The 19636-nt window shown below is 60.3% G+C and carries 12 protein-coding genes and 1 tRNA gene; 9 read left to right on the top strand and 4 right to left on the bottom strand.

The genetic code is table 11. The features are described 5' to 3' along the window. Positions 1-49 precede the first annotated feature (49 nt). Genes PYR65_RS18835 through PYR65_RS18825 form a run of 3 tightly spaced genes read left to right on the top strand, consistent with a single transcriptional unit; the run spans position 50 to position 2926 of the window. Entirely contained in the window at positions 50-1192 is a 1143-nt protein-coding gene (locus PYR65_RS18835) for an ABC transporter ATP-binding protein (RefSeq protein ID WP_276121105.1), read from the top strand. Positions 1193-1196: 4 nt separating this feature from the next. Beyond that, a complete protein-coding gene (locus PYR65_RS18830; RefSeq protein ID WP_060635970.1) occupies positions 1197-2108 on the top strand; it encodes an ABC transporter permease subunit in 912 nt (303 codons plus the stop codon). A gap of 2 nt (positions 2109-2110) precedes the next feature. Continuing rightward, positions 2111-2926 (top strand): ABC transporter permease, encoded by an 816-nt coding sequence (locus tag PYR65_RS18825; RefSeq protein ID WP_060635969.1) that lies wholly within the window; start codon positions 2111-2113, stop codon positions 2924-2926. A gap of 452 nt (positions 2927-3378) precedes the next feature. Here the strand turns inward: PYR65_RS18825 and PYR65_RS18820 are convergent, their stop codons facing one another. Then, positions 3379-5217, bottom strand: a complete 1839-nt coding sequence (locus PYR65_RS18820) for an AsmA family protein (protein WP_276119082.1) — start codon at positions 5215-5217, stop codon at positions 3379-3381. A gap of 173 nt (positions 5218-5390) precedes the next feature. Between PYR65_RS18820 and PYR65_RS18815 the strand changes: the two genes are divergently transcribed. Beyond that, positions 5391-7343 carry an acetoacetate--CoA ligase gene (locus tag PYR65_RS18815; RefSeq protein ID WP_276119081.1) on the top strand — a complete coding sequence of 651 codons (1953 nt, stop codon included), beginning with the start codon at positions 5391-5393 and terminating at the stop codon, positions 7341-7343. 464 nt (positions 7344-7807) lie between these two features. On the opposite strand, the gene PYR65_RS18810 is transcribed toward PYR65_RS18815, so the two are convergent. Then, positions 7808-11722 (bottom strand): PAS domain S-box protein, encoded by a 3915-nt coding sequence (locus PYR65_RS18810; RefSeq protein WP_276119080.1) that lies wholly within the window; start codon positions 11720-11722, stop codon positions 7808-7810. Between the two features lie 250 nt (positions 11723-11972). On the opposite strand from PYR65_RS18810, the gene PYR65_RS18805 reads away from it, so the two are divergent. From PYR65_RS18805 to PYR65_RS18795, 3 genes are all read left to right on the top strand, one after another. Beyond that, positions 11973-12422, top strand: coding sequence for a phasin (locus PYR65_RS18805; RefSeq protein ID WP_276119079.1), 450 nt, complete (start codon positions 11973-11975; stop codon positions 12420-12422). Between the two features lie 186 nt (positions 12423-12608). Then, positions 12609-12685, top strand: a tRNA-His gene (locus PYR65_RS18800). Positions 12686-13005: 320 nt separating this feature from the next. Beyond that, positions 13006-13668, top strand: coding sequence for an MT-A70 family methyltransferase (locus PYR65_RS18795; protein WP_276119078.1), 663 nt, complete (start codon positions 13006-13008; stop codon positions 13666-13668). Here the strand turns inward: PYR65_RS18795 and PYR65_RS18790 are convergent, their stop codons facing one another. Together PYR65_RS18790 and PYR65_RS18785 are read right to left on the bottom strand one after the other, a co-directional pair. Beyond that, positions 13669-14472, bottom strand: a complete 804-nt coding sequence (locus PYR65_RS18790; RefSeq protein WP_276119077.1) for a BglII/BstYI family type II restriction endonuclease — start codon at positions 14470-14472, stop codon at positions 13669-13671. It lies immediately after the preceding gene. A 123-nt stretch (positions 14473-14595) separates the two neighbouring features. After that, on the bottom strand, positions 14596-14757 hold the full coding sequence (locus PYR65_RS18785; RefSeq protein WP_276119076.1) for a hypothetical protein: 162 nt from the start codon (positions 14755-14757) through the stop codon (positions 14596-14598). A gap of 250 nt (positions 14758-15007) precedes the next feature. Here PYR65_RS18785 and bcsA point away from each other — a divergent pair, with 250 nt between their 5' ends. Together bcsA and PYR65_RS18775 are read left to right on the top strand one after the other, a co-directional pair. Further along, positions 15008-17272 (top strand): UDP-forming cellulose synthase catalytic subunit, encoded by a 2265-nt coding sequence (gene bcsA / locus PYR65_RS18780; protein ID WP_276119075.1) that lies wholly within the window; start codon positions 15008-15010, stop codon positions 17270-17272. Further along, positions 17265-19634: a cellulose biosynthesis cyclic di-GMP-binding regulatory protein BcsB gene (locus PYR65_RS18775; RefSeq protein ID WP_276119074.1), complete on the top strand. Its 2370-nt coding sequence runs from the start codon at positions 17265-17267 to the stop codon at positions 19632-19634. The genes bcsA and PYR65_RS18775 overlap by 8 nt, the downstream gene beginning before the upstream one ends. Positions 19635-19636: the final 2 nt, after the last annotated feature.

Here is a 19636-nt window from a genome sequence, read left to right as displayed (position 1 = left end):
TGTGGCGCTGGGGACGGCGCCGTTCGTGCAAGTCATTCGGGGATAGATGATGAAGTCACTTGGCAGTATCCGGCGCTCCTTTGCTCCTTGGGCCGATCCCAATTCCGTACCCTTCATCGCCGTCAAGAACGTCACCAAGAAGTTCGGTGATTTCGTTGCGGTCGATGATCTCTCGCTCAACATCTATCCGCGTGAATTCTTCGCGCTTCTGGGAGCATCCGGCTGCGGCAAGTCGACGCTTTTGCGCATGCTGGCCGGTTTCGAACAGCCGACCTCCGGCGAGATCATCCTCGACGGCCAGAGCCTTGCCGGCATCCCGCCCTACAAGCGGCCGGTCAACATGATGTTCCAGTCCTATGCGCTGTTTCCGCATATGACGGTCGAAAACAACATCGCCTTTGGCCTGAAACAGGACGGCATGCCGAAGGCCGATATTGCCGCGCGTGTCGAGCAAATGCTGAAACTGGTCAAGCTCGACAAGTTCGCCAAGCGCAAGCCGCACCAGCTCTCCGGCGGCCAGCGGCAGCGCGTGGCGCTCGCCCGGTCGCTTGCCAAGCGCCCGAAGGTGCTTCTGCTGGACGAGCCGCTTGGCGCGCTCGACAAGAAGCTGCGCGAGGAAACCCAGTTCGAACTGATGGATCTGCAGCAGGAACTCGGCCTCACCTTCGTCGTGGTCACCCATGACCAGGAAGAGGCGATGACCATGGCCGACCGCATCGCCGTCATGGCGCATGGCAAGGTCGTGCAGGTGGCGACCCCGCCGGAAATCTATGAGGCGCCCAATTCCCGTTTCGTGGCCGATTTCATCGGCGACGTGAATATTTTCGACGGCACGGTCTCGGCTGCAGGCAACGGCACCGTCGAGATCGCAACGCAGAGCGGCTTCACCTTCCGCGTCGCCTCCACCGAACCGCCCGCCATCGGCGCCAAGGCCGGCTTTGCCGTGCGCCCTGAAAAGATCCGCGTCGGCCGCGACCAGCCGGCCTGTGCGCCGCTCAATGCAGCACAGGGCGAAATCTGGGATATCGGCTATCTCGGCGACATGACGGTTTTCCACGTCAAGCTGAAGGACGGCAAGGTGATCAAGGCCTCCTCGCTCAACGCCGTGCGCGCCGTCGAGGACCCGCTGGGCTACGATCAGGAAGTCTGGATTTCGTTCGATGAAAATGCCGGCGTCGTGCTGAAGGATTGAGGCCATGGCAAAATTCGGATCGGCTTTGTTCAACCGGCTGGTGATCATCATCCCCTATGCCTGGTTGCTGTTCTTCTTCCTGATACCGTTTTTCATCGTCATCCGCATTTCCCTGTCGGAAACGGCGGTCGCCATGCCGCCCTATCTGCCGGTGTTCGACCTCGCATCCGGCATCGGCGGGTTCATCGACAATATCAAGCAGTTCTCGATCGACAACTATGTCTGGCTGACCGAGGACGCGCTCTACACCAAGGCCTATGCGTCCAGCCTCTGGATCGCCGCCATCTCGACGTTCCTGACATTGCTGATCGCCTATCCGGTGGCCTACGGCATGGCGCAGGCGCCCAATACGATCCGCCCGACGCTGTTGATGCTGGTCATCCTGCCGTTCTGGACGAGCTTCCTGATCCGCGTCTATGCCTGGATCGCCATCCTGAAGCCGGAAGGGCTGCTCAATCAGCTGCTGCTCACGCTGGGCGTGATCGATCAGCCGCTGATCATCCTCAACACCAATTGGGCGATCTATATCGGCATCGTCTATTCCTACCTGCCATTCATGGTGCTGCCGATTTATTCCTCGCTGGAAAAGATGGATCACAGCCTGACGGAAGCGGCCCAGGATCTCGGCTGCACGCCGATCCGCGCGTTCTGGCGGGTGACATTCCCGCTGTCGATGCCCGGCGTGGTGGCCGGCTGCATGCTGGTCTTCATCCCGGCCGTCGGCGAATTCGTCATCCCGGATCTGCTCGGCGGCTCCGAAACGCTGATGATCGGCAAGACGCTGTGGAACGAGTTCAACGCCAACCGCGACTGGCCGGTTTCCGCAGCCGTGGCGACCATTCTGCTGCTCATCCTGGTGGTGCCGATCATGTTCTTCCAGCATGCCCAGTCCAAAGCCGATAGCGAGGGGAGATAGTCATGCAGCGCTGGTCCCGTTTCAATATCGCCTCGATCGTCATCGGTTTCGCCTTTCTTTATCTGCCGATCGTGCTTCTGGTGATCTTCTCCTTCAACGAATCTAAGCTCGTTACTGTCTGGGCGGGCTTTTCGACCAAATGGTATGTGCAGCTGTTCCAGAACCAGGCGCTTCTCGATGCCGCCTGGGTGACGATCCGCGTCGGTCTGATTTCGGCAACGGTCGCGACGGTTCTCGGCACGATGGCAGCGCTGGCCATGACGCGCTACACCCGCTTTCGCGGCCGCATGCTGTTTTCCGGGATGATCTATGCGCCGCTGGTCATGCCGGAAGTCATCACCGGCCTGTCCATGCTGCTTCTCTTCGTTGCCATCGGCTTTGATCGCGGTTTCTGGACGCTGACTTTGGCGCATATCACCTTCACCATGTGCTTCGTTGCGGTCGTCGTGCAGTCAAGGCTCCTAAGCTTCGACCGCTCGATCGAGGAGGCCGCGATGGATCTGGGCGCAACGCCGGTCGCCACCTTCCTGCAGGTGACCTTGCCGGTGATCGCGCCTGCCGTCTTTTCCGGCTGGGTGCTGGCTTTCACGCTGTCGCTGGATGATCTGGTGATATCAAGCTTCACCTCCGGCCCCGGCGCCACGACACTGCCGATGCGGATCTACAGCCAGGTGAGACTGGGCGTAACGCCCGAGATCAACGCCGTCTGCACCATCCTGATCGGCATCGTCGCCATCGGCGTCCTGATCGCATCGGTCGTCTCCCGCCGCCGCGAAATCCAGCGCGTCAAGGACGAACAGGCAGCGTTCGCGCATTGATGGCTGGGTCCCACATCGGCGTCCGCCTCCCCGGCAAAAGCGGCATCCTCCCCTTCTCCCCAGCGGGGAGAAGGTGCCCGAAGGGTCGGATGAGGGGGGCCGAAGGCCACCTTAAGCTGGCTCAGAGTTTGCCGAAGCACCCCCTCATCGCCTCGCATCCGCTCGGCACTTCTCCCCGCTGGGGAGAAGGGGGAGACCGTGGCTGTCCGCCTCATTCCATTGCGACATGCTACGGCTGAGCAGGCATCGTCGCCAGCGGAGAGCGGCGAACTCCCTCTTCTCCCCAGCGGGGAGAAGGTGCCCGAAGGGCGGATGAGGGGGGCCGAAGGCCACCTTAAGCTGGCTCAGAGTTTGCCGAAGCACCCCCTCATCGCCTCGCATCCGCTCGACACTTCTCCCCGCCGGGGAGAAGGGGGAGACCGTGGCTGGCCGCCTCATTCCACTGCGACATGCTACGGCTGGGCAGGCACCGCAGGCAGGGGCGAAACGACCGGGTTTGGCCAGGCGCCATCGGCAAAGAAGCGGACGGAAGGCGTTTCACGTCCGTCTGCCCGGATGGCGCCGGTCAGCGCCAGTTTGCCTTTCGTGAAGGGAAGGGTGCCGGCCAGGGACACGGTTTTTCCGTCGCCGACGATATCGGCCGTGGCCAGTTCGACCACGCCTTGGCGCAAGCGCGCCACGATATCTGCACTCGTGAAAGCAAACGACCCATTGGTGGCATGGCTGATGTTGAAGGCCTGGCCCAAGGCGGCAAGCCGCTCGAATTCCGGCAGGTCGAAATTCACCACGCTGCCATTGTTTGCCGCATAGCGGAGTTCGCCGGACATTCCGTCCGCCGTCATTTTCGACAGCGGTTGGGTGGTCGACAGATCGAGGCTTAAAATGCCCCGGCCGAGCGGCAAAGGCCCGGCAAGGCCGAGGCTTGCGGCGACGGGCGCCAGATCCGCATTCTTCAGCGCCAGCTGTATCTGCCCGCCGGCGGCACCATCATTGGCAAGCGCGATGCGGCCGCTGAGCGCGCCATCGGCAAAGGTGCCATCGCCGATATCGATCGATGCACGGCCGTTTTCCACCATGATCCCGGCAGCGGCATCGGTGACGGCGGCGGCCCCATAGATGATCTCCTGCGCCGAAAGGCGCAGATCGACGCTGATCCGCTTGAGCAATGCCGTTTCCGGCTCGGTCTGCGTATTGGGCTCCGGCGCAAGCGGGAAGACTGAGGCGAGAAGCGGCGTCAGGTCCAGCCGGTCGAACGCAAGCGTGCCGTCGATGCGCGGCGTGCGTTGCGGGTCCCAGGCAATGCCGAGCACGCCGGTCGCGTCGGAATCGTCCAGGGACAAAGACAGGCTGTCCATCTTCAATCCCTGCGCCGACATGGTCACGCTGGTATCGATGCTGATCGATCCGCTGGCGGAAACCGGCTGCGGCACGTCTTTGATCCAGGCGAGAAGCGCCCCAAGCGATTTTGCTTTCAGCTGGAGCTGACCAGCGGCAAACGGACGGCTGGACGCATTGCCATTGCCGTCGAAGCTGAAGCTCAGCGGTGTGGAATTGAACGAGGCCTGAAACGTGCTGTTCTGGCCGGAAAGCAGCAGCAGAGGTTGATCGCAGGCAATCGTGCCCTGAACCTTTTCGCCGTTGATCAGCGCCGACAGGCTGGCATTCATCCGCGTGGTCGGGGTGCGCCATTGCACGGAGCCGGTTATGGCGCTGACGCGGTGGGTGCTCGCCGTCACACGGTCGGTCAGTTCCAGCGTGCCGTTGACGATCTCGATATCGCCGATCGGCGTGTTGCGGGCTTGAGATGCCGTCTTGCCGGACGCATCCGCGATGGCATCGGCCATCCAGCCGGCGCGGCGCCAGTTGAACGTGCCGTCGACCCGCCGCTCCACCTTGAAGACCGGATTGACGAGATGGAAATCGTAAAAGACCGGCGTGCCGCGCAGGGCAGCCAGCATGTCGAAGCCGGCGGCAATCGCGTCCGCTTTGGCCAGAAGTTCCGGTGCCGCCGCATCGCCACCCGTAAAGGTGACATTGCGGAGCGTCAGCACCGGATGCGGCCAGAAGCTGAACTGCGGATCACCGACGATACTGGCCCGCGCCCCTGTCCAAGACGACAGCACATTTTCCATGTTGGTCTTGACGCTGGCCGTGGAGATGAACATCGGCAGCGCGAATTTGAACAGGGCCGTGAGGATAACCGCTCCGACGAGCAGCCACGCGACGGTGCGCGACAGAAATATTGTCTTCCATCCAATTTTTCTGCTGGCGATGGTGAAGAATTGCCTCATGACCGTCCGGGGCACTTTCAATCGGTTTGATGGCCTCTGGATAGGCGTTCGGCACTCAGAAATCAAACGGTTGACACGCAAAATGTCGCAACTGCCACAGCCAACATTGGCGCGGCCTGTTTATCTTGCGTCGCAGCATGATATAGAGGCTGGCTTGGGAAGCGGAGGAAAATATGCAGTCAGATCGGCCCCTGTGGATACCGTCGGAAGAATTCATCGAACAGACGCCGATGAAGGCGTTCATCGACTGGTGCGGACAGCGCTTTTCCAAGACCTTTGCTGATTACGACGCGTTTCATGACTGGTCGATCACCGAACGCGCCGATTTCTGGACGGCGGTCTGGGATCATTGCGGCGTTATCGGCGATCGCGGCGGCCGCGCGCTGATCCATGGCAACGTGATGCTGGACGCGCGGTTCTTTCCCGATGCTACGCTTAATTTCGCCGAAAATCTCCTGCGTCATACCGGCAGCGGTGATGCGCTGCTGTTCCGGGGCGAGGACAAGGTGCAGTCGCGTATGTCCTTTGACGAGCTGCGCGCGCTGGTGTCGCGGCTGCAGCAAGCCTTGAAGGCGCAAGGCATCGGCAGGGGCGACCGCGTTGCCGCGATGATGCCGAACATGCCGGAAACCATTGCCCTGATGCTGGCCACCGCCTCGATCGGCGCGATCTGGTCGTCCTGCTCCCCCGATTTCGGCGAGCAGGGCGTGCTTGATCGCTTCGGCCAGATCGAGCCAAAACTGTTCATCGCCTGCGATGGCTATTGGTATGCCGGCAAGCGGCAGGATGTCGCTGCCAAGGTCCAGGCGGTCGCCGGCAAACTCGGCGTTCCCGTCTTGATCATCCCCTATGCTGGCGATGCTGAAACGCTCGCCGGATCGCTGGATAAGGGCCAGACGCTGGCGGGTTTCATCGACCCGTTTGAAGCGCGCGACATCGAGTTTGCGGCCCTGCCATTCGCGCATCCGCTCTATATTCTCTTTTCCTCGGGCACGACGGGCGTTCCCAAATGCATCGTCCATTCGGCCGGCGGCACGCTGCTGCAGCACCTGAAGGAGCATCGCTTCCATTGCGGCCTGCGCGAGGGTGAAAAGCTCTTCTATTTCACCACCTGCGGCTGGATGATGTGGAACTGGCTGGTCTCCGGGCTCGCCTTCGGCGCAACGCTCTGCCTGTTCGACGGCTCGCCGTTCCATCCCGATGGCAACGTCCTGTTCGATTATGCCCGCGACGAGCAGTTTTCCATCTTCGGCACTTCGGCAAAATATATCGATGCGGTGCGCAAGGGCGGCTTCACGCCGGTATCGACCCATGACCTCTCAGCGCTGCGGCTGATGACCTCGACCGGCTCGCCGCTGTCGCCGGAGGGCTTTTCCTTCGTTTATGACGGCATCAAGCCGGATATCCAGCTGGCCTCGATTTCCGGCGGAACCGATATCGTTTCCTGTTTCGTGCTCGGCAATCCGCTGAAGCCTGTCTGGCGCGGCGAAATCCAGGGGCCGGGGCTTGGCCTTGCCATGGACGTCTGGAACGACGACGGCCAGCCGGTGCGTCAGGAAAAGGGCGAGCTCGTCTGCACCAGGGCCTTTCCCTCGATGCCGGTGATGTTCTGGAACGACCCGCAGGGCGCCAAGTACAAGGCGGCCTATTTTGAACGCTTCGACAATATCTGGTGCCATGGCGATTTTGCCGAATGGACGGAACATGGCGGCATTATCATCCATGGCCGTTCGGACGCGACGCTCAACCCGGGCGGCGTGCGCATCGGCACCGCTGAAATCTACAATCAGGTCGAGCAGATGGACGAGGTGGCCGAGGCCATCTGCATCGGTCAGGACTGGGATGACGATGTCCGCGTCATCCTGTTCGTACGGCTGGCCACCGGGGTCACCTTGAGCGAGGACCTGGTGAAGGCGATCAAGGCGCGCATCCGCAGCGGTGCCTCGCCGCGTCACGTCCCCGCCAAGATCATCGCCGTCACCGATATCCCGCGCACCAAATCCGGCAAGATCGTCGAACTCGCCGTGCGCGAAGTCGTGCACGGCCGCCCCGTCAAGAACAAGGAGGCGCTGGCCAATCCGGAAGCGCTCGATCTCTATGGCAATTTGCCGGAGCTTGGAAACTGACGCCGCCGCGTTAACGATTTCTAATCACCGGAATTAACCAAACCTTACGTCTTCGGGGCCGATGCTTAAAATTGACGGGTCTGCTGGAAAGGTTTTGTTTACGAATGGCGGCGCATGGTGATCACAACTTGAGGCCAGCCGATGTGGGTTGGCTTTGGCTGAGATGCCTGCGCAGACATGATGTCATTACCTCTCGAGCACCTGTTTTTAGCATTCAACTTATCGAGGCAGCTTTGAAGCTGCCTCTTTTTTTGTCTGCTGTTTGGATGCGTGGGGAAATCGCGTCACGGATGCTCTTTGAGCGTTTTCTGCAAGGCCTGCAGCACCAGCCCCGTAAGTTCGCCATGAATATCCGCGCGTGACCGGGTGCCGCTATCCGGCGGGTGACATCCTTAAGCCCCATGTCCTGGCGCGCTGAGAACCGGCAACCGCGATCATCCGGCAGCGGACTGCCGTCCGGCTGATCAGTTGGCGAGAACGCGCTGCGACGGGAAGGAGATCTCCACCAGCGTTCCCTCGTTGGGGGCCGAGTTGATCGAGAATTGCGCCCGGTTGGCTTCGGCCATCGCCTTGGTCAGCGGCAGGCCAAGGCCGGTGCCGTCGCCGCGTTTGCGCGCGCCCGTTGTTACTTGCCGGAATGGCTTCATTGCCTGCTCAAGCTCGGTGCGGGTCATGCCGACGCCGGTGTCGCGGATGCGCAGGATGACGCTGCCATTTGCCTCATAGGCCGTCGAAACGACGATCTGGCCGCCCGATGGCGTGAAACGGATGGCATTCGACAGGATGTTCAGCGCGATCTGCTTGATCGAGCGATTATCGGCGACGACGTTGGGGACGGACCCCGACAGCGAGGTGCGGATGATCACCCGCTGGCTGTTGGCCTGCGGCTGCACCAGGGATACGGCCTCGGACACCGCATCGTTGATTTCGACGGCGGTGAATTCGAGATCCATTTCGCCCGCTTCGATCTTGGAAATGTCCAGGAGGTCGTTGACGATGTCGAGTACATGACGTCCCGAGCGGCCGATATCGCCGGCATATTCGACATAGCGCGGATTGCCGATCGGCCCGAAATGTTCGCTCGCCATCATGTCGGAAAAGCCGATGATCGCATTGAGCGGCGTGCGGATTTCGTGGCTGACACGGGCGAGGAAATCGCTCTTATGGGCATTGGCCGTTTCGGCGGCGCGCTTGGCGTTGCGCAACTCCTCTTCCGTGCGTTTCCACTGGGTAATGTCGCGGATGACGGCGCAGAAGCCGTTGGAGGAGGAGAGGCGCCCCATGGTCATGAACAGCGGAATGAACCCGCCGGACGCCTCGCGGCCGATCACTTCGCGGCCATCGTTCAGCACGCTGGCGACGCCATGGCCGGAAAGACCGGCGAGGTAATCGAGAACCGCCTTCTGGCTCTCATGCGCAAACAGCATGGCAAAGGGTTTGCCGCGGACTTCGCCCTCGTCATAATTGAACAGGGCGCTGGCCGAGCGGTTGACGGAGCGGATTTCGCCCTCGGCACCGACAACCACGACACCGTCCGTTGCCGTCTCGAGAATGGAATGCAGCTCTTCCGCTTCCATGCGCAGCGCCTGCACTTCCGGTGCTTCCGCCGGCTCTTCGGCAATTGCGGCGGGCTCCGCAACCACGGGCGCTGGCGCCGTTCCTGCTCCTGAGACCGCCATCATCAGCGCGTTCTTGTCTTCCCAGCGGATCGACTGGAGCCGCGCGGAGACGGGCACGAGCTGGCCGTCATTGCGGATCAGCATCATCGTGCCCTCCGGCAGATCGAACAGATCATCCTCGTCGCTGGCGAAAAGCGCATCGATGCCGCCTTCGTCGCGCAGTTCATCGAGATCGCCATAGCCCGTCAGTGCCAGGAATTCGGAATTGGCATGGAACAGATCGTCGCCGCTATGAACCAGAAGCGCGAGCGGGAGATTGTCGAGGATTTCCGGCGTCAGGCTGCTGCTGCCGCTGGTGCGGGCCGGAACGATCGGAGCGGGGGGCTGGACCTCTTCGATGGCCGGGGCCACGATCTCATCGCTATCATCGCTATCATCGCTATCATCGCTATCATCGCTATCAGCGCGATCGTCGCCAAAGGCGAGATCATCCTCACCTGTTGCCTCGATGGCGGGGGAAACATCATCCGCACGCGAATCTTCCGCTGCGGGCACCTCCGGAGCGGCCAAAGTCTCGTTTGGACGCTTGCCGAAATTCTCGCCGAGTTGACGGGCGATTTCGCGAAAGGCGGCCTGTTCGCTGCGGCTCAAGGGTTCGCTGGCTGGACGGTGATTGTCGAGCTGCACGATCTTGTCGGATTCGCGCCGCCCCGCTATCTGGACCAGTTTCAGCGCCGGACGCTCGCCACGGAAGGGATCGTCGGCCTCGTCAACGGCAGTCACGCCATCACCGGTCGCGGCCACGCCTTCGCCGGGCTCGGCCACGCTTTCATTGGGCTGGGCCGGTTCGGATGCAGCCTGCGCGGTGTCAGCCGGTTCGCCTGCAGTTTCCGCAGGCTCCGCAGCCGGGGCGTCCTCTCCTCCTGGAGCGGCAATGTCGCCCGTCATTCCCTCGTGACTGTCCGGAGCCAGATCGTCCGCAGCACCTTCCAGGCCGTCGTCAAGATCGTTGACAACGCCCTGCTGCGCGCCAAAACTCAGACCCATGGCCTTGTCGTCCTCGGCGGTATCGGCCACGCGCACGATCCCGAAACCACGGAAACCATCAAATTCGCGGTTGCGCGAATAGGTCGGAAGGGCAGCGAGATCGACGGGAACCTGCAGGCTCGTGCCTTCCACCGGCCAGTAGATCGTCTTGCCCGACCAGGTGTCGCGCCGTTTCAAAAGCTCGCTGATCGTATTGCCGGGGTCGAGGTGATAGCGATCGGCCAGATCGCTAAAACTCTGGCCGGTAATATCGGCCGAATTCGGCCCGACGGCGGAGGCGAATTCCTCGGAAATCTCGCTGAACCGCCCATCCGCATCGATCTTCCAGACGAAACGCACCGCGCGGCTATTGGGATTGAAGACGAAACCTTGAGGTTCCGGTTCTACATCAGCCATGGTCTCCGCAGGCGGAATATCCGCAGGCATGACGGCGGCGCTATCGCCATCTGTCGCAGCCTCTTCAGCCGTTTCAACTGCCGCATCGTCCTGGGCAAGCTCAGCCGAAACCGTTTCATCCTGCACAACGCTGTCTTGCGAAGACACATCCGGGGCCTCGGCCGGCTCGGTCCCGTCCGTTTCGCCGGTCTCGATTGTATTGCCGCCGATTTCCGCAGCCACCGCTTCATCGGCCACCGGCAAGGCGGCGGGTTCCTCGACGGTATCGTCTTGCGCAAGCGTGTCCGGATCCGCAACGCCGGATTCGGCAGGCTCAGCATGCGTATCCAGCGGCAAGTCCGGACGCGGGGTTATCTCACCACTCACCGGTTCGACGGAATCCGCCGCGTCTTCCACGGGCGCTTCCTGCGTTTCTGCGGCCGTGTCATCATCGGCTTCAATGACGCTGTCGTCGTCCTCAGCGATTTCCTCGATCTGCGCAATCTCGTCGATGACATCGGCAGGCAGCGTCGCCGGTGACAGCAGTGGCGCTGCTGGTTCGCTGATGACGGGCTCGGTAACGGCTGTTTCGGTCACGGCCGCTGCGGCCGCCACCGGCGCGTCATCGCTGCCGGTGATGTCCTCAAAATCCGTGCCCGGATCGAGATTGCCCAGAATCGTCTCGACCGCAAACAGAAGGTGCAGGGCCGGGCGTTCTGAGAGCTTGCCGATGGCGGCAGGAAGATGGCCCTTGCCGGTCGGGACCGGCCGCTTGAGCAGCCAGTCGCTGTCGCGGGTGACGGCTGATACCAGCGAACGGCAGGTCTGCGGGGTCATGGAAAGCGCTGCAAAACCCGGCGAGGCAGCAAGCACGTCGCCGTCGCCGTCCAGCACAGCCATATGCGTATCGGGGTCGTCGAAGCCGGAGATCATCCGGGCGGCGCGGTCGTTAATGGCAAGCGGCTTGCCGTTGCGCGGCGCGGCAAACAGGATGGCGGTTTCACCGGGCCTGACCGAGATCATTTCGACGGAGGCGCCAACGGAGGCGCGCTGGAAGCCGGATGCGATGCGCATCAGAAATGTCCGGCTGTCGCCGCTGCGCTTCAGCTGACGGGCCGCGGCCTCCATCTGACGATAGGCGGCATCGTTGCGATTGGCGCCGCTATCGATGAAATCATAGATCGACGGCAGGCCGAACAGGAATGCGCCCTCGCCATTCGACCACAAAACCTGGCTCATATCCGGCGAAAAAAGGACCGCAGCATCACCCTTGGCAAAATGCTCCCGCACCCGTTCATGAACGGCAATGTCGATAAAGGGATAGGATTTTGCGGGCATAAGCGAACCTGGTTTGCGCAACCGCCACGAGGACGGGATTGTTAACAGTCTATTAATAGACGCAGGCGTGCCAGGGGTCCAGCGCGCTGACTATGGCGCACAGGCCTTTCGCGGCGCAAGGTTAATGCAGCTGATTTTAATGAATGCTGCATTGCACAAATATGTTGCAACGCACAACAAAATCGCCTATATACCCATCATCACACGACGGGTGCCTCAAAAGAGGGCCCAAAACCAAGGAGCGCAGATCATGGCTACCAAGAAAACCGACGACGTCTTTTCGCTTGCCGCCTTCGACCCGGCCAAGGCCACCGAAACTTTCCGCGATTTCGCTGAAAAGGGTGCCGCCCAGTCCAAGGAAGCCTATTCCAAGATAAAGGCCGCCGCCGAAGACGCAACCAAGACCGTTGAAGCCACCATCGAAAACGCCCAGTCCGGCTCGGTCGAGCTTGGCCTCAAGGCGGTCGACGCGCTGCGCACCAATGCCGAGAACTCGCTGTCGCATCTGGAAGCGCTGCTCGGCGTCAAGTCGGTTTCCGAACTGTTCGAACTGCAGACCGCGTTCATCCGCAAGCAGGCCGAGCTTGCCGTCGAGCAGGCCAAGACAATCCAGGAAGCCACCCGCAAGATCGCCGAAACCGTGACCAAGCCGAGCAAGGATGCCGCCGAAAAGGCTATCTCCAGCTTCAAGAAGAACTGATATACGCAGGCGCGGGCTTACGCCTGCGCCGCATGATGAATGGAACCGGGTGATTGTTTTACCCGGTTTTTTCACATCTCCCGGTTTTTTCCGATCGAAGGCAAGTTATGGCTTGCAAAAAATACGGACTGCCCGTATTTGACCCGGAAAGCGCGACGCGACACCGTTTCGTCAGCTTTGTTTTGTGCGGTTGTAGCTCAGTTGGTTAGAGCGCAGGTTTGTGGCACCTGAGGTCGGAGGTTCGAGACCCCCCAACCGTACCATTCTTTTCGGATTGCCAAACCATGGCACAGTTCTGATAGCTTGCTTGAAAGCGAAGCCTTCTAAGTAAGTTTAGACATCTTCAAACATATCTTCGCATGTCAATCTTCATGGACCAGCGATTGCCTACTTGTATTTGTTGACAAGTGGAAACGGAACAAATAAAGAACATTCTGGTGATTTTTGTTTTATTTTGTAGCGCTTTCTTATGTTAACAGCAAATTTGACAGTCTGGCCTAAACCACGCGATTTACCCTCGCTTTACACATTCGGCTCGACTACGGTTTAGCCAATGCAAAGCGGCACTGGCGGGAGACAGAACTTGACTAAATCCGACGAGCAGTCTCCCTCTGAGGACTTCGTTGACTTCATTGGTGGGCGAAAATTTGCGACGATAATGGCTGATCCACCGTGGCAGTTCATGAACCGTACGGGCAAGGTTGCGCCGGAGCACAAAAGGCTCAATCGCTACGGAACGATGGAGCTGGACGCGATCAAGGCGTTACCGGTTGCGACGGCTTGTGCGTCAACAGCCCATTTGTATCTTTGGGTCCCAAATGCTTTGTTGCCCGAGGGCATTGAGGTTATGCGGGCATGGGGTTTCACCTACAAAGCCAATGTAGTGTGGCACAAAATTCGCAAAGATGGCGGTTCCGATGGGCGGGGTGTTGGCTTTTATTTCCGTAACGTGAGTGAACTCATTTTATTTGGAACGCGCGGCAAGAATGCGCGCACACTCGCGCCCGGTCGCTCCCAGGTTAATTATATTTCCAGCCGCAAACGCGAACATTCGCGCAAGCCGGATGAACAGTATCCATTGATCGAAAGCTGCTCTCCGGGTCCCTTCTTGGAAATGTTTGGCCGTGGTGTGAGGCCAGGTTGGGCGACTTGGGGCAACCAAGCCGACGAAAGCTACGAGCCGACGTGGAAAACGTATGGCTACAATTCCGCTACGGACGTCATCCCAATCGAGGCTGCTGAATAACTAGTTGGGAGAGACGATTCCCGTCTCAACCATGGTCTGTTCCGTATCTATGATTTTTTCCAAATCGATGTTTTCATTGAATGTCACGATTGAGGCGGGTAATCCGATTAGAACCAAAGGACATGGATTACCCACACCGCGATGAACACGGTCTTCTAATTTTGCCCAATGGGTAGTGGCGGCCCCGTATTTGTCTGAAACGAAATGCGTGGCCCAGGCTTCCTCGTAGGACAAGCCAGATTTTATCCGGCGTTCAACTTCTTTTTTCTGCCGAGCAGTCCTCGCCATTCCGAATGTTTCCACAGCTTCGTGCGAGTTCAAGCTTTTATCTGCTGCAAAGCGATAAACCATGTCACGCATCGAATCCTGCATGGATGTGCCGCGTGTTATGATGATGCCAACCGAAATTGCGCCATCGGCATGAAGCCGTTTAAAGTTTTCCAGGTCGCGATCGTAAAATGGGTCTTTATTGTTCCATTCGATTTCGCAGGCAATGACTCCAGCGGCGAACATTTTGACGTGATCGATTTCATGGGAAATGGCTTCTCGAGCTATACCGTTGATGCGTTTTTCAACCACAAAATTCATCTTTTTCCAGCCGGCGTCAGCGAGCCCATTTCTTAAACGCTGGGTTCCCTGCGTTTCTCCGCCACCTGATCCAATAATTTCTTCAATGGGGATGGATAATGTGCTGATGACCGATTCCAACTCCGTAACGGCATCTGGAAAATCAACACTCAGAATTGCCTTTGCATGAGAATGGATCTCGACCTGAAAACCGTTCTCTAAGAGTTTTTCAAACATGAGGTACCCACACGACGATTCGGTAATAAACACATTATGGAGATCGCCAATACCTGGCTACTGTATCATACGGATCTGTCCTGCCGTGAAACATGCAAAAATGGTGTAGGGGAAAAAAACGGATTAGGCCCTTTCAGTTGCCACCTGCTGCGGCGGTTCCGGGTTTTCGTCAGGGTTAGGCAAGGGTTCCTCGTCCGGCAGCCGGTCGGGCTCGGGTTCCTTGACGGGGATGGGTTGCTGGATTGGTGGAACCGGGCCGGGGATGGGGTCGGGGGGAAGGGTCATTGCTTGTCTCCTGTTTTCAGGGATATCAACGCGACGATGGCCTGCATGTTCCGTTCCGGTTGCAATAGCTGCCCCTCCTCAGATCTTGGAACGGCGCGTAAACCTTGTGTTTACCTAGTCCTGTACCGTTTCCGTCCACGGCGCCTCAAATTAGGATTCTGTTGACCCTTCGCCGCTTAGGTTTGCCCTGTTCGATGTAGAACCGGCACGCATGATGCGCCGCTGAAAATGACGATGGGGTTGGTGGCACATGATGTGCGGAAAATATCTGGCATTTCCGGCCGGGGCTCTCGGCTTGTTCCTTATTCTGCTGCCGATGAGCCTTCAGGCGCAGCTCATGCTGTCATTCGCGGTTCTCGGCATCATGTTCATCGGCATGACGCGGCCGGACAACAGCACTTTCCGCGTCGTCACGCTCGTCTTTGCCGGCATTATCGCGCTTCGCTACGGCTTCTGGCGCACCACCGAGACGCTGCCGGATATGACCGAGCCGCTGAACTTCATCCCCGGCTTCCTGCTCTATCTCGCCGAGATGTATTGCCTGGCGATGCTGGCGATCAGCTTCTTCATGGTCATCGATCCGATCAAGCGCAAGACGCCGGACATGGGCGCTGCCGCCGATCTGCCGACGGTGGATGTGTTCATCCCGAGCTATAATGAGGATGCCGAGCTTCTCGCCGTGACCCTGGCGGCTGCCAAGTCGATGGCCTATCCGAAGGACAAGCTGAACATCTTTTTGCTCGATGACGGCGGCACGGAGGCCAAGCGCAACCACAAGAACCCGCATGTTTCGGTCGCCGCCATCCGCCGGCATGAGCAGCTGAAGGCGCTCTGCGCCGCCATGGGCGTGCACTATCATGCCCGCAAGCAGAACGATCATGCAAAGGCCGGCAATCTCAACGAGGGTTTGAAAATATCCTGCGGCGAGCTGGTCGTCGTCTTCGATGCCGACCATGCCCCTGTGCGCGATTTCCTGCGCGAAACCGTCGGGTTCTTCAAGGACGACGAGAAGCTCTTCCTCGTCCAGACGCCGCATTATTTTCTCAATCCCGACCCGCTGGAAAAGAACCTCCAGACCTTTGCCCGCATGCCGTCGGAAAACGAGATGTTCTATTCGATCCTGCAGCGCGGGCTCGACAAGTGGAATGCCTCGTTCTTCTGCGGCTCGGCCGCCGTGCTGCGCCGCAAGGCGCTCATGACCACGGACGGTTTTTCCGGCCAGTCGATCACCGAGGATTGCGAAACGGCGCTGTCGCTGCATTGCCAGGGCTGGCATTCGGTCTATGTCGACAAGCCGCTGATTGCCGGCCTGCAGCCGGAAACCTTCGTCTCCTTCATCGGCCAGCGCGCCCGCTGGTGCCAGGGCATGCTGCAGATCCTGATTTTGAAGCGGCCATTCCTGGCCAAGGGCCTCTCGATCCCCCAGCGCATCTGCTATGCCGGCATCAACATGTTCTGGCTGTTTCCGCTGTCGCGGCTGGCCTTCATGTTCTCGCCGCTGCTCTACATTTTCTTCTCGCTGGAAATCTACAAGGCCAATATCCTCGAATTCGCCTCCTATGCGGTCACCTATCTGATCTCCTCGTTTGCAATGCAGAGCTATCTCTATGGCCGCGTCCGCTGGCCGTGGATTTCCGAGCTTTATGAATATGTCCAGGCCGTCTTCCTGTTCGGCAGCATCCTCAGCGTCGTGCGCAATCCGCGCAAGCCGACCTTCAACGTCACCGCCAAGGGCCAGACCCTGGACAAGAGCAAGCTGTCGCCGCTGGCAAAGCCCTATTTCGCCATCTTCTTCCTGCTGCTCGCCGCTGCGCTTTATTCCGGATACCGCGTGCTGACGGAGCCGGTCGCCAGCGAGCTGCTGCTGATCGTCGCCATGTGGAACCTGATCAATCTTGGCCTGGCCGGGGCAGCGCTTGGCGCCATTGCGGAGCGCCGCGAACTGCGCCGCAACCAGCGCCTGCCGGTCAAGCGCCATGCGCTGATGCATATCGGCGAGATCATCCATCACGTCATCGTCCAGGATGCCTCGAGCGGTGGCGTGTCGATCGAATTCGTCGACAAGGAACCCAAGCTGGACCTCGTCAATCCGACGACAGCCAAGGTCGAAGTGCGGCGCGGCGGCCAGACGATCAGCTTCAACGTGGTCTACCGCTCGCGGCGCATGCTCGGCCAGACGGCGATCTGCGGCTTTGCCTATTCCGAGCGCACGCCGGAAACGGTGATGGCGATTGCCGAGCTGATGTATTCCGACCAGACCGTGCTGCAGGATCGCCTGGAGCGCCGCCAGGTCCGCAAGAATTTCTTCTGGGGCACCAGCCGGTTTGCGCTCTGGAGCCTGACGGAATCGCTGCGCGCCATCCGCTATAGCGCAGGCCTGATCCGCGAAAGCGTGGTCCAGTCCTTCGAAGATGCGCCGATGGTGCTGAACGACAACAAGATCGTCCAGGTGCCTTTGACCGTCAAAACCGCCGATCATGCCCCGGTTCTCAAGGGAGAGCAGCTCTATGGCTAAGCCTTTTTACACGCGCGCAGCCGGCCTGTCGCTCGCTCTCGTCCTTTCGCAGACGCTGCCGCTATCGGCCCAGAGCCTGTTGGATGCCGCACCTGCGGCCGTGCGCAGCCTGCCCGGCGAAAGCGAAAGCATCCTCTCGACGCGGCCGCTGGAGGCTAACATCCCTGCGGTCAAGGCGAGCGGCCTGGTGCCGTTCGAACAGGCGCGTCCAGCCTATCATCTGTCGGGCGAGGATGCGGTCGCGCGGTTCAGTTTCAATCTGTCAGCCGGTCAGGCCGCAAGCGGCGGGCAGCTGTCGCTTGCCTATCGCAATGCCGTCTCCGTTATACCGGACACGTCGGTGATGGATGTCGAAATCAACGGCCGGGCCGCAGGCACATTCCCGATCGCCTCGCCAAACGGGTTCAAAAGCGAGATGCTGCCGGTCGCTGCCAATGTTCTGAAACCCGGCCGCAACCAGGTGGTCTTGCGGGCCCGGCAGTTTCATCGGGTCGATTGCTCGCTGGAAGCGACCTACGAGCTGTGGAGCGAGCTCGATCCCACTGCAAGCGGTTTTGCAGCGATCAGACCGCAGGGCTTCCAGTCGTTCGACGATCTCTTGACCGTTGCCCGCACCGAAGCTGAAGTGACCGATATCCGGTTGATCCTGCCGCAGGCGGCGACTGCGGAGATGTTGAACGATGCGGCCCCCGTTCTGCAAACGCTGGCGCTGTTCATGAACAGGGACGATATTGCTGTCACGGTCGGCGAAAAGCCGGGCACCGGCCCGGGCATCGACCTCTTTGTTTCAACCGACAGGACACGGGCCCAAACCCGCGATGGCGATCGTCAGGCTGCACCTTACGGTCTTTCCGTGCGCAATGCGGGGACTGATGGCCGCGCCGTCGTCAGCCTGCGGGGTGCGACCCGTGCCGATCTGAGCAGCCAGCTGCTGCAGGCGATCAAAGGGCCGCTGAAGGATAGCCTCGACAGCGGCATCTTCTCCACCCGCTCGGGCACGATCATTGCCGATGCTTCGACGTCCTTCACGCTTGCCGATACCGGCTACGAAACACGGGTGTTTTCCGGCCGCCTGTCGCGCACCGGTTTCAACATGGTGATGCCTGCGGATTTCTACCCGGCCGACTATGCCACGATCGGCCTCAAGCTTAGCGCGGCCACGTCTCCGGGCCTGAAGCGCAGCGCGCAGTTTCTGGTGCGGGTCAATGACCGCGTCGTCACCAGCTATCCCTTCCGCAATAGTGCCGGAGAACAGTTTGACGGCAAGCTGATCGAACTACCGCTGCGGGCATTCCGTCCGGGCAACAACAAGGTCGAGCTTTTGGCCGAACTGCCGGTCAGCGCGGACGAGACCTGCGCGCCGGACATGCGTGACGATGCCACGCCCCGGTTCATCCTGCTGCAGGATACAAGGATCGAAATCCCCGCACTGGCCAGGATCGGCCGTCTTCCCGATATCGGGGCGCTGGCCGCAACGGCCTATCCCTATGCCGATGGCGCGCCGTTCGATATTGTCGTCGAGCGCCCGGACGCGCAGTCCGCGGGCGCTGCCCTCACCATGTTGTCGCGCCTGGCGCTGGCCGCACGCAATCCGCTGAATGCCGATATCCGCCTGGGCGCCGCCAACCCGTCCGCAGGCCGCAATGCGCTGGTGATCACCACGCAGAACGCCTTTGCCGATCTTGGGTCGGCCGGCAAGAGCGGGTTCCCCATCGATGCCTTCCATCCGGCGATGGCATCAGCCGGCGGGGTTGATCCGATCAAAACGGCGGCGACCGGCGACACTGTTTTCGTGCCCGGTGCCACCCCCGGTGATGACGATGATTCTTCGGCGCTCCTGGATGCGTTCCGCAAGTCCACCACGCGGCCGCAGGACGAAGCGTCCGTATCCTCAAAGCTGCGAACCTGGTTTTCCGGCGCAGGCGCACGCTTTGGCAAATGGCTGAACTATCAGGACGGGGCGGCCGCCACCGTCATGCTGAAGCCCGGACATTCGCTGCTCACCCTGACGCAGACACCCTCGCCGACAGGCGATGCCGTCTGGACCGTGGTTCATGCGGGGTCTCCCGCCGATATGGCGCTCGGTGTGCGCCGCCTTGTCGAACCCGCCGTCTGGCAGGGTTTGAGCGGCGGCTCGGCAGAGATCGAGACCGCCAGCCTTGCCGTCAACACTCTGCCTGCCGGGTCGCATTTCATCGCCGGAATGACCGATCAGAGCCCCAGCAACATCCGCCGTCTGCTAGCCGCCTGGTTCTCCGATAATTTCCAGTTCTACGTTCTGCTCATCACCGGTTTGATGGGTGTTTTTGCCGTGTGGCTTGGCCTTGCCATTCCGCGCAAGGGTGTGAGGTCGGATCAATGATC

Origin of the sequence: Pararhizobium qamdonense (assembly GCF_029277445.1) — a bacterium.
GTDB classification, from domain to species: domain Bacteria; phylum Pseudomonadota; class Alphaproteobacteria; order Rhizobiales; family Rhizobiaceae; genus Pararhizobium; species Pararhizobium qamdonense.
Note: the sequence above shows the minus strand (reverse complement) of the source record. Positions and strands in the feature narration are given on the sequence as shown.